This is a genomic window from Flavobacterium sp. MDT1-60 (genome assembly GCF_014844035.1).
GTDB lineage: Bacteria > Bacteroidota > Bacteroidia > Flavobacteriales > Flavobacteriaceae > Flavobacterium.
The window spans coordinates 4,559,624-4,573,750 of sequence record NZ_CP062159.1; the positions used below are offsets into that span (position 1 = coordinate 4,559,624).

At 32.3% G+C, this 14,127-nt stretch carries 16 protein-coding genes; 13 read left to right on the forward strand and 3 right to left on the reverse strand.

Going from position 1 to position 14,127, the window contains the following annotated elements; translation table 11 throughout:
• Window positions 1-6: 6 nt before the first annotated feature.
• The 7 genes from IHE43_RS19215 (at window position 7) to IHE43_RS19245 (ending at window position 4,569) form a co-directional block, all read left to right on the forward strand.
• Window positions 7-1,791, forward strand: coding sequence for a CHASE3 domain-containing protein (locus IHE43_RS19215; protein WP_192185400.1), 1,785 nt, complete (start codon window positions 7-9; stop codon window positions 1,789-1,791).
• 211 nt (window positions 1,792-2,002) lie between these two features.
• Entirely contained in the window at window positions 2,003-2,563 is a 561-nt protein-coding gene (locus IHE43_RS19220; protein WP_225585213.1) for a DUF4142 domain-containing protein, read from the forward strand.
• 45 nt (window positions 2,564-2,608) lie between these two features.
• Window positions 2,609-3,250: a porin family protein gene (locus tag IHE43_RS19225; protein WP_192185402.1), complete on the forward strand. Its 642-nt coding sequence runs from the start codon at window positions 2,609-2,611 to the stop codon at window positions 3,248-3,250.
• Window positions 3,251-3,290: 40 nt separating this feature from the next.
• Entirely contained in the window at window positions 3,291-3,443 is a 153-nt protein-coding gene (locus IHE43_RS19230) for a lmo0937 family membrane protein (RefSeq protein ID WP_139257033.1), read from the forward strand.
• A 47-nt stretch (window positions 3,444-3,490) separates the two neighbouring features.
• Complete coding sequence (locus IHE43_RS19235; protein WP_192185403.1) at window positions 3,491-3,775, forward strand: YtxH domain-containing protein; 285 nt, start codon at window positions 3,491-3,493, stop codon at window positions 3,773-3,775.
• A gap of 36 nt (window positions 3,776-3,811) precedes the next feature.
• Window positions 3,812-4,171 carry a hypothetical protein gene (locus tag IHE43_RS19240; protein ID WP_192185404.1) on the forward strand — a complete coding sequence of 120 codons (360 nt, stop codon included), beginning with the start codon at window positions 3,812-3,814 and terminating at the stop codon, window positions 4,169-4,171.
• A gap of 26 nt (window positions 4,172-4,197) precedes the next feature.
• Entirely contained in the window at window positions 4,198-4,569 is a 372-nt protein-coding gene (locus IHE43_RS19245; protein WP_192185405.1) for a hypothetical protein, read from the forward strand.
• A gap of 473 nt (window positions 4,570-5,042) precedes the next feature.
• On the opposite strand, the gene IHE43_RS19250 is transcribed toward IHE43_RS19245, so the two are convergent.
• Together IHE43_RS19250 and prfA are read right to left on the reverse strand one after the other, a co-directional pair.
• Entirely contained in the window at window positions 5,043-6,374 is a 1,332-nt protein-coding gene (locus IHE43_RS19250) for a DUF5723 family protein (RefSeq protein ID WP_192185406.1), read from the reverse strand.
• A 363-nt stretch (window positions 6,375-6,737) separates the two neighbouring features.
• Window positions 6,738-7,814, reverse strand: a complete 1,077-nt coding sequence (gene prfA / locus IHE43_RS19255) for a peptide chain release factor 1 (protein ID WP_026981929.1) — start codon at window positions 7,812-7,814, stop codon at window positions 6,738-6,740.
• Window positions 7,815-8,290: 476 nt separating this feature from the next.
• On the opposite strand from prfA, the gene IHE43_RS19260 reads away from it, so the two are divergent.
• The 4 genes from IHE43_RS19260 to IHE43_RS19275 all read left to right on the forward strand — a co-directional run bounded on the left by IHE43_RS19260 (window position 8,291) and on the right by IHE43_RS19275 (window position 12,309).
• Window positions 8,291-9,142 (forward strand): toll/interleukin-1 receptor domain-containing protein, encoded by an 852-nt coding sequence (locus IHE43_RS19260; RefSeq protein ID WP_192185407.1) that lies wholly within the window; start codon window positions 8,291-8,293, stop codon window positions 9,140-9,142.
• 56 nt (window positions 9,143-9,198) lie between these two features.
• Complete coding sequence (locus IHE43_RS19265) at window positions 9,199-9,984, forward strand: toll/interleukin-1 receptor domain-containing protein (RefSeq protein WP_192185408.1); 786 nt, start codon at window positions 9,199-9,201, stop codon at window positions 9,982-9,984.
• A 635-nt stretch (window positions 9,985-10,619) separates the two neighbouring features.
• Window positions 10,620-11,825, forward strand: coding sequence for a C10 family peptidase (locus IHE43_RS19270; RefSeq protein WP_192185409.1), 1,206 nt, complete (start codon window positions 10,620-10,622; stop codon window positions 11,823-11,825).
• 4 nt (window positions 11,826-11,829) lie between these two features.
• Window positions 11,830-12,309, forward strand: coding sequence for a hypothetical protein (locus tag IHE43_RS19275; protein ID WP_192185410.1), 480 nt, complete (start codon window positions 11,830-11,832; stop codon window positions 12,307-12,309).
• Window positions 12,310-12,490: 181 nt separating this feature from the next.
• Here IHE43_RS19275 and IHE43_RS19280 read toward each other — a convergent pair whose 3' ends face one another.
• A complete protein-coding gene (locus tag IHE43_RS19280; RefSeq protein ID WP_192185411.1) occupies window positions 12,491-12,724 on the reverse strand; it encodes a hypothetical protein in 234 nt (77 codons plus the stop codon).
• 226 nt (window positions 12,725-12,950) lie between these two features.
• Here IHE43_RS19280 and IHE43_RS19285 point away from each other — a divergent pair, with 226 nt between their 5' ends.
• Together IHE43_RS19285 and IHE43_RS19290 are read left to right on the forward strand one after the other, a co-directional pair.
• Window positions 12,951-13,319, forward strand: coding sequence for a hypothetical protein (locus IHE43_RS19285; protein ID WP_192185412.1), 369 nt, complete (start codon window positions 12,951-12,953; stop codon window positions 13,317-13,319).
• A gap of 78 nt (window positions 13,320-13,397) precedes the next feature.
• Window positions 13,398-14,123: an SIMPL domain-containing protein gene (locus IHE43_RS19290; protein WP_192185413.1), complete on the forward strand. Its 726-nt coding sequence runs from the start codon at window positions 13,398-13,400 to the stop codon at window positions 14,121-14,123.
• The last annotated feature ends 4 nt before the right edge of the window (window positions 14,124-14,127 follow it).

Here is a 14,127-nt window from a genome sequence, read left to right on the forward strand (position 1 = left end):
TGCTAAATGAAATGGATACCAAATTTTAATTCTTCAAACTCTTTGAGAGTTATTTTTGTCATCGCAGTTTTCATTCTGTTATTTCTATCTTCCATTGCTTATAAGCACAATCAGGACTTAAATGAATCCAGCAAATTAGCAATGCATACGTATGAAATAAACCTACAATTAGAACGATTAATGTCAGCGATTAAAGATGCTGAAACTGGCCAGCGTGGATACATCATTACACGAAACAACAGGTTTTTAACTCCGTATCTTTATTCGCGCGACAAAGTAAACGCTTCCTTTATCACTCTCAAAAAATTAACTGTTGATAATCCGGTCCAACAAAAGAATCTCGAAAATATCTTCAAGTTAATAATTCAGCGATTTGTTTCGTTCGAAAATTGCCTCAAATACAGCGATCCAAAAACATACGATAAACGCAAACTTGACAATTACATGTTTGGAGGGCGAATATTGATGGAAAACATTCGTTTTCAAGTGGATAAAATGAATGATATCGAGAAAAAATATCTTAAAAAAAGACTGGAAATTTATGATCAGGAAATTTCTTTGAGTCCGGTTTTTTCAATCTCCTTATTTTTAACAGCCTTAATTTTCATTTTATTAGCCTATAGACAAATCAGTCGTGATTTTGAGCGTTTGAAAATTTTTAACAAACAACTTTTAATTTCAGGAGGCTTAATGGCCGAATCTGAAATTATTGGAAAATTTAGCACCTGGCAATGGGAATTAGATTCGAATAAAATTACTTATTCTGATAATCAGTTTCGATTATTAGGAGTTACACCAAATTCTTTTGTGCCTGTAATAGAAACTTTTCTCGATTTTGTACACCATGATGACAAAGAAGCTGTTTCAAAATCAATGGACGAAATAATGGCAAAAAAAAATCTTCCCTTTATTTATTATAAAATTGTCCGTCCAAATAATGAAATCAGGTATTTTAAATCAACCGGAAAATTATTAACTGATCAACAGGGAAGCAAAATTCTACTTGGAATCAATTTTGATATTACTGACGAGCATTTACTTAATATCGAACTTCAGGAACGCAACAGAGAACTAGAAAAAAGCAATAAAGAACTAGCTTCTTTTAATCACGTGGCAAGTCACGATTTACAGGAACCGCTTCGAAAAATTCAAACTTTTATTTCGAGAGTTTCTGAGGCTGATAAAGCGGCCATGTCACAAAGTGCCAGAGATTATATTACAAAAATTGAAGTTTCGGCAAAAAGGATGCGTGTACTTATTGATGATTTGCTTTTATTTTCAAGAACGAATACTACTAAAAAAGAATTTATAAAATCAAATCTAAACGACTTGCTTCAAAATGCCGAATCTGAGTTAACTGAAGTGATGCATGAAAAGAAAGCGATTATTATAGCTTCAAAATTGCCTAAACTTTCTGTTATACCTTATCAGATCGAACAGCTTTTTATTAATCTAATCGGAAATTCTTTAAAATATAACAGACCCGGAATTTCCCCTGAAATTACTATTGAAAGCGAAAAAGTATTATCAGCCGATTATCCTGATTTATTAGAACAGTCGATAAAAAAATTCCATAAAATAACTTTTAAAGATAACGGAATGGGATTCGACCCTCAATTTAAAGAAACCATTTTTATACTTTTTCAACGTTTACATTCTAAAACAGATTATCCTGGAACCGGAATTGGTTTAGCGATTTGCAAAAAGATTGTCGAAAATCATAAGGGACATATTTTAGCCGACAGTACCCCAAATGTTGGTTCTGTTTTTACAGTTTTTCTACCGGAATAACCTATATAATATTGTAAGAGAGCGTTTACTGAAAAATGACATAGTTCATTTGCAGTAAACGCTTTTTTTATGTTCTCAAAAACACCTTAAAAATCGTTATATAAAGCCGTTATGGGAATTATATAACGTTTCTTTTTTATGCTGTAAAGCAAAACATTCTATTCGTTAGCATCTTTGTAATGTAATACTTTATGAAGTAATAATGAAAACAATGCCATTAACAAAAGCACCATTTTTTAAAGTTCTTTTCTTATTGATTATAATAATTTGTTTTCCGTTTTGCGGAAAAAAAAGTCAACGGGAAAACTCCATTAAAAAAGAAGCTTTTAATAAAAGTAAAGTTGAAGAAATCGAAACTTCTTTTTTTATCGAAATGGGAAATATTGTCAATTCAATGATTTCAAAAAGTCAGGTTGCACAACAAAAAAGTTCTGAAAGTAAAATATTGGAAGTAAGCAAAAAAATTGCAGATCATCAAAATCAATTGTTGCAGAAAGTAACCGAAATGGCAAATAAAAAGCTCATTATCATTACCGACATCAACGCCTCTCATAATGGTGAATTAACAGAGTTGAATAATACAAATGGTACCAATTTTAATAATGCTTATTTAAGTTCGATGACAATAGCACTAGATCAACAAATTAAAATGCTGGAACAGATTTCTAAAAAAACAAATGATCAGTTGATTTTGAAATTAGTTCTTGAGTATTTACCCGAACAGTACCAACTTTTACGAGAAACAGAACAAATTAAGAGTGAATTTAATTAAATGTCTTTATATATATATATTTTTTAACAACTAAAATTTTTAACAATGAAAATGCAATCAAATTTTTTATGCGCCTTAACCCTTTTTTTGACAGCTTCTTTTGGAATGCTACACGCTCAGGACAATAATGTAAATACCGAGTTTGGTGTAAAAGGAGGATTCAATATGTCTAATCTGTATCAAAACGATGCTGATGACGAGAATGTACTTTACGGTTTTAATGCCGGTGTTTATGCAACACTACCTGTTTCAGATTTTATAGCTATTCAGCCAGAGTTATTATTTACTACAAAAGGTGCTGAATTAGATTACAACAATGCTTTTGCAAGCGGAAATGCAAAATTCAAATTAAATTATATTGAGCTTCCTTTATTAGTAAGAGTCAATATTACTAAAAACTTTAATGTTCACGCCGGTGGTTATGCATCATACCTGGTAAGTTCAAAAGTAACAGGTGACGGAGATTTTAACTTTGAAGAAGAAGTTGACACTGATGATTTAAACAAATTTGATGCTGGTATTTCAGCTGGTGTCGGAGTAGATTTTAACCCAATAAGTGTTGGACTACGTTACAATTATGGTTTAACAACCGTTGGTAAAGAAAGAACTGTTGGCGGAACAACTTATACGTTTCCAGATGCAAAAAACAGCAATCTTACCCTATACGTTTCGTATAAACTGAACTAAAAATAAAAACAAATTATTAACCATTAAATAATAAAAAACCATGTCAAATTTATTATACACAGTAGCAGTTATTTTAGTTATTCTTTGGGCCATTGGGTTCTTTGCCTATAGCGCCGGAAGTATTATCCACATCTTATTAGTAATTGCAATTATCGCAATATTATTCAGACTTATTAAAGGTCGTGAAATTTAAAAATCAACAAAATAAAAAAATTTATATTAATCACTAAATCAAATATTATGAAAACAAGTAACACAATTTTAGGAATTTTAGGAGCTGCAGCTGCAGGAGCATTTTTAGGAGTATTGTTTGCACCGGACAAAGGATCAAACACAAGAAAAAAAATCTCAGATAAATCAAAAGATTACGGAGATAATTTAAAAGGCAAATTTGATGGAATTTTAAGCACAATTACTTCAAATGGAAAAGATATCATTGATGAAGGAAAAGCAAAATTCAATCAGGCAAAAGAAGACTTCAACCAAGTTAAAGATGAAGCAAAAACTGTAAAAACTAACTATTAAAAGTGAAATTTTTCAATCCTAAAAATACCTTATATCATGGAAACAAATGCAACAACTACCGAGAACCTTAATATGTATGAAAAAGCTGAGGACTATACTAAAACCAGCCTTGAGTTAATCAAGCTGAAAACAGTAGCAGCTTCAGCAGATGTATTATCATCGTTAACATCCAAAATTGCGGTTGGCGCTGTTGTTGCATTTTTCACTTTGTTTCTGAATATCGGACTTAGTTTATGGATTGGAAAAGAGCTTGGTGAGTATTATTACGGCTTTTTTATCATGGCGCTCTTTTATCTTATCGTTGCGATTGTTTTGCATAAAGCACAACATTCCTTGATAAAAACGCCTATTGGAAACATGATTGTTTCCAGTATTTTAAAAGAAACACAAAACTGATTTAACTAATTAATAAAAAGACTGTTATGGAAGCCGTTTATACTATTGATGCATTAAATCAGAGGATAAAGCAATTAGAAGCACAACAAGATGCTGAATGGGTTGCAATTAAAGATGAAATCGATGAAATTAAAGAGAATTTAAAACCTCTTAATCTAATTCGAAACACGGTGGCAGAAATCAATGAAACTGTTGGTTTTAAAAGCGATCTGGCGCAATCAGCGATCAGTATCGGAATAGGCCTTCTGGCAAAAAAATTAGTAATAGGAAAAACCGACTCTATATTCAAAAATATTCTCGGTTCTATATTACAACTTGCCGTAACTACTCTGATCGCAAAACCACAACATGAATCTTCATCGGAGGAATCATCACAACACGAATCATCAGAGGAGTAATTGTCTAACTTAATATTAATATTATGGAAAAGATAGAAGAAATAATAATAAAAAATGGTGTGTACATGTACTCCAATCTATATAAATGTTTTGAATTCACAAGAGTATTTCTAGGTATCTAACTCGTTTATACGTTTTTACTTTAACAACGGTTAAACGGTTAATACTTCACTATATTTTAAGGTTTTGAGGTACTAAGTGGCTAAGATGCTAAGTTTATTAGATTCTAAGCTGCTAGGTAAAAACCTCAACTTTAAACAAAAGAGACTATTTCATATTAGTGAAATAGTCTCTTTTTATTTTAAAAGATATTACCGTTAGTATTATCCCTAACCAAAACAAAAAAACCAAACTAAACTAGTCCGGCTTTCTCTAAATTCTATTTTCTATATTCTATTTTCTTGCTTCTTTCCTCTTTTTCCTCTTTTTCCTCTTTTTCCTTTTCCCTCTAATTTTAAAAACCTCAGAGCCCTTTATTGGTAATTTTGATAAAGTGGCAATTTCAAACCAACATACAAATTACAGGCTTTTGAATTGTTCGAAAACAAATTCGAAACCAATGAACCAGAACCAATAAACAACGGACCAGCCCTAAAACCAGTTCCTACCTGAACTCCGCTGTATTCCATATAGGTTACCGGAAGATAAAAACTGAATTGTCTTGTTTCATATCGCGGAGTAAAAGTGACTGAGTTTGCGATCGCAGTTGAATTTATTTTTTTAGCATCTGTCAAACTAAAATCAGTGCTTAAATTTAAATAGAATTTATTGTCAATGTTCCAGTCAAAATTCGTGTGCAATGCAGTTGGCAAATTGGCCTTTACTCCTTTTCTGGTTGCTGTTTTGGTATAATTGGCATCGAAAAATTCAAAGATATCATCTGCACTATCAATGTCATCTTGCGAAACACTACCAGTAAGGTTATACGTGTTTTCAATGGCATTTTTATAATTCAGCTTACCAATATCAGTTACAGCTACTGCGGCTTTCAGTTTATATCGATTTCCTGTACAGGTATGGCAGTTCGTACGATACTCATACGTAAAACCCAAATCAACTCCCACACCAGCTGAAGTCGCATCAAATTCCGGATCTTTTCCGTTCTCATAATCATAGCTTGCAGACGTTTTTAGCGTTCCTGTTGAGTAATATTGACTCAAAGCAGGATTAGCCTCATTCTTAGTAAAAGCCACGCTTAAGTTATTTCCGTTAATATAACCGTTTACTCCGGCCATCAAGTATTTTACTGTGATTCCACCTTTTATAAAATGCATGTCACGATCTAATAATACAGTAGCATAACTGGCTCCAATCTCAGCCCAGGAATTACTAACACCGTTTGGATTCCCTCCTGATATTAAAAAACTGTTCGACATGTCGATGTCTTTATTTACCTCATCAACAAGCTGACCATTTACATCCACAAGATTGGTAATGCTTCTAACTCTGGAAAAAAGGGCAATACTATGTACCGGCGTTATATTCATCATAAAAGACGGCCCTAAAATATCGACATTAAAATTTCCTCTGTTATTCGATTTGATGTTTTTGCTGGCATCAGCCTGCAGATCAAAACCGCCGTCTAATACTTCGGCAAAATTAACGCCATACAAATCATTCTGTGCGGTGGAACTCGCAGAGAAAATAGTAACATCGGCCCTGTATTTAGAATCTACAATAACAGACGGATTAAAAAGCGCCCCCTGAATCCCGGCATAATTATCATCCCGAAATCCGAAATAAGATTGCCCACGGGCACAAAAAAAGCTCCCTAAGAAGCAAAATAAAAGTAAAATTTTCTTCATAAATAATTGGTTAGGTTTATTTTGTCATGTTTTAATATTTACAAATATTTAACAAAAAAAGTAAATAAAAAAGTCTAATCGATTAGGTTTTAGTTAAGTTTTTGATTTTATTTCAAAAATTGTAATAAAAACCTCGCGTGTATTTTCTATTTCCCAGCAAAAAAGCCGAACTACAAAGTAGTCCGGCTTTCAATCTATTTTCTATATTCTTTATTCTATTCTCTAAAAAGAAAACTAAATACATTTAAACACGCGACGTCTCCCACGGTTGAAACCGTGGGCTATATTCATAAAAAAAGCCGAACGTAAGTTCGGCTCTAATCTATTCTCTTTATTCTTTATTCTATATTCTTTGCTCTAAGCTTAAAAAACCTCCGAAGCTTCCTTCAATTTCTCCATATTATTCACCAACTGCAGCTCAGCCACAATTTTCTGAATATCACCATTCATGATGTTTCCTAAATCATAAAGTGTCAAACCAACTCTGTGATCTGTTACACGACCCTGAGCATAGTTGTAGGTACGAATCTTAGCCGAACGGTCACCAGAACTTACCTGAGAAGTACGTTTTGTAGCATCTTCAGCCTCTTTCTTAGCCAATTCCTGTTCGTATAAACGAGAACGTAAAACGTTCAAAGCTTTATCTTTATTCTTGTGTTGTGATTTCTGATCCTGACATTGCGCCACCAATCCGGTTGGAATGTGTGTTAAACGTACAGCCGATTTCGTTGTATTAACCGATTGTCCTCCAGGTCCTGACGAACAGAAGAAATCGACACGAACGTCGTTCATATCGATTTGTACATCAAATTCTTCCGCTTCCGGTAAAACCATTACAGTTGCAGCCGATGTATGCACACGACCTTGCGTTTCAGTCTGAGGAACACGTTGTACACGGTGAACACCTGCTTCAAACTTCAAAGTCCCGTAAACATCTTCTCCCGAAACCTCAAAAATAACCTCTTTGAAACCACCTGAAGTTCCTTCGTTCATATCAACAACCGAAGTTCTCCAACCTTGGTTCTCACAATATTTAGTATACATTCTGAATAAATCTCCGGCAAAAATACTCGCTTCATCCCCACCCGTTCCGGCACGAATCTCGACCATCACGTTTTTAGCATCTTCAGGATCTTTCGGAATCAACATAAACTTAATTTCTTCCTCCAGTTCAGGCAATCTTTCTTTTGCTTCGTCTAGCTGCATTTTGGCCATTTCGGTCATATCTGCATCACTTCCATCCGCAATAATTTCGTTTGCCTCATCTATATTAGCCATCAAAAGCACATATTCATCACGCTTTTCAGCCAATGCTTTCAGGTTTTTGTACTCCTGATTCAATTGCACATAACGTTTCTGATCAGAAATAACATCCGGCTGGATAATTAAGTCCGAAATCTCGTCGAAACGTTGTTTTACTATTTGAAGTCTATCTAACATTTTTTAATTCCTTTTTATTGGACTGCAAAATTACGAAATTTTTGTTGAAAATTCTATCATTAACTTTTTGAGTTTTTCAGGGTTCGTTTCTTAAGATTGTTTGGTGGAATTATGATGGTTTTTAGGAGCTGTTTCCTCCCGAGACTTCGGGATCCGCTATATCTTTTTAGGCAGAAGGTTTGGTTTTTAATTTAGATAGTTTTCGTTTGCCTAAAAAGGATGCCTCCCAACACTTCGGGACTATCAGGGCTAGGGGAATTGTTTTCAGAAGAGGGTTTTACGGATTTCCGTAAGGTTTTGGGATTTAAAGGGGGTATGTTTGGTAAATCGAATTTTGGAAGTTGTTCGATGTTAATTTATATATTTGAGGAGTATCGATTTCAAAAACAGCAAATATTTAATTAACTTGATTATCCAATAAAAGCATTATATCAGTTGCAATAAAAAGTTGTTCCTAATCTAAAAAAACAAATATTATGAATTCATCCTATTATCAAAATCAAGTGAGTAAAATTGAAAAAGATATTGCTGACTTACAGAAAAAAATTGCGGATGAAAATAAAAAAGAAAATGATAAGGTTAAACAAATTGATACTATAAACAGATCAATAAATAAAAGCACATCTCTTTCTACATTACAAAGTAAGCAAAGACAAATGCAAGGATATCAAAACGATATCTATAATTTTAAAAAGAAAATTGCTGATTATCAAAAACAAATTGCGAGCAAATCAGTTGAGTTAGGTCGAAAAAAACAAGATTTAAGAAAAGCAGAAGAAACTGAGCAAAAAAAAATCCAAAAAGAGCAACTAGATTTTCAAAAAAAGCTTCAACAAGATATTCAAATCCAAAAAAATCAATTAGAATTTTTAGTTAATCAAAATTACTCTTCTAAAATTAAAATTACAGAAAGTGAAATTAATGATAAGGAATTCGATTTTTTTATTTCTCATGCCTCTGAAGACAAAGAGGAAATAGTTCGAGATTTGGCTGATGCTTTAAAAGAAAATGGTTTTGAAGTTTGGTATGACGAATTTGAATTAAAAATTGGAGATAGCCTAAGGAAGAAAATTGATAACGGTCTTTCCAAATCTAGATACGGTATAGTGATAATTTCTCCATCATTTGTCAAAAAAAATTGGACCGAATATGAATTAAATGGTATGGTTGCTAGAGAAATGAATGGTCATAAAGTTATTTTACCTATTTGGCACAAAATTTCTAAAGATGAAGTTTTGAAATTTAGTCCAACATTAGCTGACAAAATGGCTCTTAATACTTCGATTCATACAATACAAGATATTATAAACTCATTAAAAGAATTATAGAAAACTTCGAAAATCAAAAAACTACCTTTTTTAAATCAAATATAATACAAAACATCATGATATTTTTAAGTCACAATTATCTAGACAAAGTAATCGTCGAGCCTATAGCAATAAATCTTTCAAAAGTATTTGGAATGGAAAATGTGTTTTATGATAGTTGGTCAATGCAACCTGGAGAAGGCATTATTGATCGAATGAATCAAGGTTTAGAAGAGTGCAAATACTTTTTCTTCTTTGTTTCAAAAAATAGTTTAGCCAGTAATATGGTTAAATTAGAATGGCAAAATGCACTATATAAAGCAACTCAAAACAAAGTAAAACTCATTCCTGTAAAATTAGATGATTGTTTAATGCCTGCAATATTGATTCAAACTTTATATATAGACATTTATGGTAAAGGGCTTGAATATGGCTTAAGCCAAATTATTGACGTAATTAATAATAAAAACACATTCAACCAAGGAGTACAGACATATGAAAATGTAAGAGCCTATTTTACTGCAACGGATGACGCAAAAGAAATTGAGTTAGAAATTAGAGCCGAAACATATCTTGAACCTATATCAAAATATATTTTATTGGTAGAAAATTCAGAAAATGAGGTAAAAGTTACATCACCAGAATTACTAAATCCAACAGGAGATAGATTTATGAAAGATATAAATGTCGAAACAAATTATATATGCAATGGCATTTACTATTTTGTAAATCGAGCAACTGTCCCAAACTTTCCAATTCGTTTTACGCTTAAAAGCACTACAGATACTCCTCTAAAATTCATTGGTGTTATGAAGGCTATTGGCGAAAATTCCGTAAGATTAATTCCTGCAATTCAACAATAATATAATCCAGATAGCGGGGATATGTATTTATTGCTCGATTACATGTATTTTCAATATGTGCCCAGCTCTCCGAAGTCTTCCTTCCAAAACGCTACGCAAATGTCTCTGACTTTGCGTAATTTTTTTTATCTTCTTAGAAACTATAAACCTAATAAAAGTCTCCCGACTTTTTACGAATCATTCTTAGAATTATTATTTTTAAGGCATGAATGTGTTAAAGTAGAGACATTTGCGCAGCGTGTCTTTCACATTCATTTCCAAAAGAAGTTTCGTTCCAGATGATGGCTATATCATCACGGTCGATAGCGCGGATTTGCAATCCGCGCCCTCAACAATAAAACACAATACAAATCATTAAAACAAAAAGCTACAAAATAATGTAGCTTTTGTTTTTTTATTTGCAAAGAGAAAAAACAATCTTTGATGGCACGGATTACTTCGTCAGTTCACTATTGCTTGTCTGTAAGTCCACGCTATCGTATTTAGGAATTATAAGCAATCTCCCTCTTGCCTTATTTTATTACAAGAAAAACTTTTCCTGGTTATTTAAGCGTCTTGCTTTATTTTACTTTACAAAAATGTAAGAAATTACTTTTACATTACTAAATTAAATCAAAACCTAAAACCATTTATTTATGAAACAACCAATCAGAAAAAAATTAACAACTTCATTATTTTTTTTACTATTAGTAACTATTTTTTCCTGTTCAAAGGATAATGAATCAGAAAATTTAAAAGATGTTCAACAGGAAAATTTTGTAGACTCAACATTAGCAAAAGAAATTGCTTCGGAAATTTTATTTAAAACCGAAACTAATTCGTCAGTATCTAAAAGTACTTCCACTAATATCACGAAAAAAAACATCGAAAGTATAACCGAAGTAAAGAATGACCAAGGCAATACAGTATTTTATATAATAAATTATAAAGCTAAAGGTTATATTCTATTGTCTGCGGATAATAGGGAACAGCCTATTGTAGCTTTCTCAGAAGACAGCAAGTTTGTACTAGATGCAGATGCAAATGATTTTGGTTTAAAGACCTGGTTTAATAATACTAAGAAACAAATTACAAGTATTCAAAATTCCAGTGCAAAACAAACAGAAGAAAAAAAAATACAATGGAGACAAGTTAAAAATATGCTTGCAAACAATAATATATTTTCCAAAATACCTGCAGATCAATGTTTCGAGCACACAACATCTGTAAGCAAAGGTCCCTTTTTACAATCTTCTTGGCAACAAGCAAAAGGATTTAACAGTGCATTGAAATACATATCTTGTGACGGGGATGATTTTCAGGTTTATGCAGGTTGTGTACCCATTTCTATGGCACAAGTCATGAGATATTATCAATATCCAACTAATTATAACTGGTCAGCAATGCCTATGGAAGATGCATCATCTACAACTGCAAATTTTATAGCAGATATCCATACTGCTATTGGAAGTATTTTTGAGGGCCAGCTTTATTACAATTGTCACGCTACTGGGGTAATTAAGAGCGCTGATATGGGAAAAGTTCTAAAAAGCAAATTTAATTACACATCTGCTGATACGGCTCCTTATAATTATTCAACTGTTAAAGCAAATTTAGAGGCCGGAAAACCAGTTTTATTAGTTGGCGCAGGAAATGCAGGAGCCCATATGTGGGTTTGTGATGGATATAGCGCTTCAAGCTTTTACAGTGCTGATTGTACTGGATCAAGCACTCTTTATTTTCATATGAACTGGGGATGGAAAAATGGTGAAAATAATGGTTTTTATGCCTACAATAACTTTAATCCCAGTATATATACTTTCAATGAAGCCCTAGTAATGACGTATAACATAAAACCATAAGACTATGAAAAAACTATTTATTATATTAGCAAGTACAACTTTTTTCGCATGCGATTCAAAAGATGACAACAATGTTAGCAGTTTTTATCTTAATACAAGTATTGACTTTTCAGTCTTTAATGCCGATGGGGAGGATCTGCTTGATCCAGAAACTCCAAATCATTTAGAAGAATCCAAAATAAAATTATTTTATGTAGTAAATGGCGTTACTAAGGAATTTTTTGAAGGTCATTTAGACCATCCTAGAAATATTATGATTTATAAAAGTGAAAAAGAATACATTATTGGAGTAGGTCTGAATCACTACGAAAATGGTAAATCAACCACCTATATTCAATGGAACGAAAAAGATACAGATACCATTGAAGCTACTTTTGTTAGAGGCAAAAACTTTATTTATCCTAAAGATGTTTGGCTTAACGGTAAGCTTGTTTCGGAAGGTACAAAACGTGCCGAGAGCCCGTATGTTAGATTAACTAAGTAGATCTGATAAATTAACGAATCTAAAAAAGAAGTCGCCTGTAAGGTGGCTTTTTTTGTTTAAATCAGATAACGTGGATATATTTACACTCGATAGCGCGGATTTGCAATCCGTGCCTGCAAAAGTAAAACACAATCAATTTAAGAACCATACCAAAGCTGACATGATTAGCATGATCAAAAAATCACTCCATATCCAAATAAGGATTTAAAACTTCGGCTAACTCATTCAACCAATAAAAGCTATTTTCCAGATTAGTTATATTGTTTTGGAGGGTTTCATGTTCTCGCATCACGCCTAAAGCAACGACATAATTTAGTTGCCTTATTGCCTTTGCCATTACTTTTGGATCAACAGATTTATTGAAAAAATCAATTAGATTTTTTTCGGTTTCTTTTGAAAGGGTGTTTGTGCTCATAATTCTAAAATTTTGGAATATCAATTTCCTTTTTCCACGGAAACGAAATTATGTATAATCGATTATTTCTATGTGATTGTATTCAACCGGCTGTATACAACCGATATTAAATTGTATCATGAAGTCTACTGACTTTTTTACGAATTGTTCTAAAATTATAATTACGGTTTCACGTAAGGTTTTTGAATTATAAGTGATTATGTTTGAGAAAAAATAAAATACAATTATGAAAAAAGCATTTTTTTTCCTCTTATTCGGTTTACTTTTTAACATCGGTTTTTCTCAGGAATCTAGTTGCGACAAATTTAAAATCGGAAAATTTCTCTATACCAGTGAAGGACTTCCCGATATAACAGTAACCCGAACCAAAACAATCCAAACGGAAACCATTAAAGAATCGACTGAAGTAATTCAAGGTACAATTGTCTGGAAATCTAATTGCGATTATGAATTTACCTTTTCAAAATGTCCTATAAAAGAGCTTTTAGGAAAAACGATGTCTATCGAAATATTTGACACAATAGGAAATATGGCTAAAGGAAAAGCTTTTTTTGAAGGAAAGAATGTTAGTTTCAATTTAGAAAAATTAGAGTAATTTCCCTTGTTTTATGAAGTGTTCCTTTCGAAGGCTTTTTTCGAAGCCAAAACAACAAACCAACAAGCGTAAATAACTATGAAAAATACAATCGTAATATTCCTCTTTTCAATCTTTACCATTTCAGCATTTTCACAAACAACTAGTGGAAATGAGATAACCGCGGAAGGAAGCGCCAGGACAAAAGTAAAACCTGATCTAGCCAATTTTAGAATAACAATTGAAAAAGAGAATTTAGTTGAAAAAACAGCTATTAAAGAATTAAATGAAGAAATAGAAAAGTTGCAAAAAGCACTTTTTAAAATTGGTTTCACTGAAAAAAACATAAAAATTTCAGATTATAAAGTATCAAGCAGTGAAAACAGCGACGACAAAAAAGAATATGCTGCAACGAATACTTTGTCAATTGATTTTGCTCTGGACAACAAAGTTATTGAGGCGTTTTATCAGCAAATTCAAAGTGAAAACATGAAAGATTTAGACGTTGACTTTGAAACACAAATGTCTGAAGAATTAGAGAAAACCACCAGACAAAAATTGGTTCAAATTGCGGTTTTAGACGCTAAAAGTAATGCTGAAAACATTGCAAAAGCATTAGACGTTAAAATTAGTAATGTCAAACAAGTTTCGAAATATAATTTACGAGATGTAGCTGTATCGGCAATGAAAATGGATCAGGTGAGATTTAATAAACCAATTGTTGCAATGGCTGCAAGTGCGAAAACTTCATTTGACAAATTTGAAGTTGAGGAAAAAGAATTAGAAGAGAATATAAATATTGTTTACGAGATCGTAAAGAAATAATCAT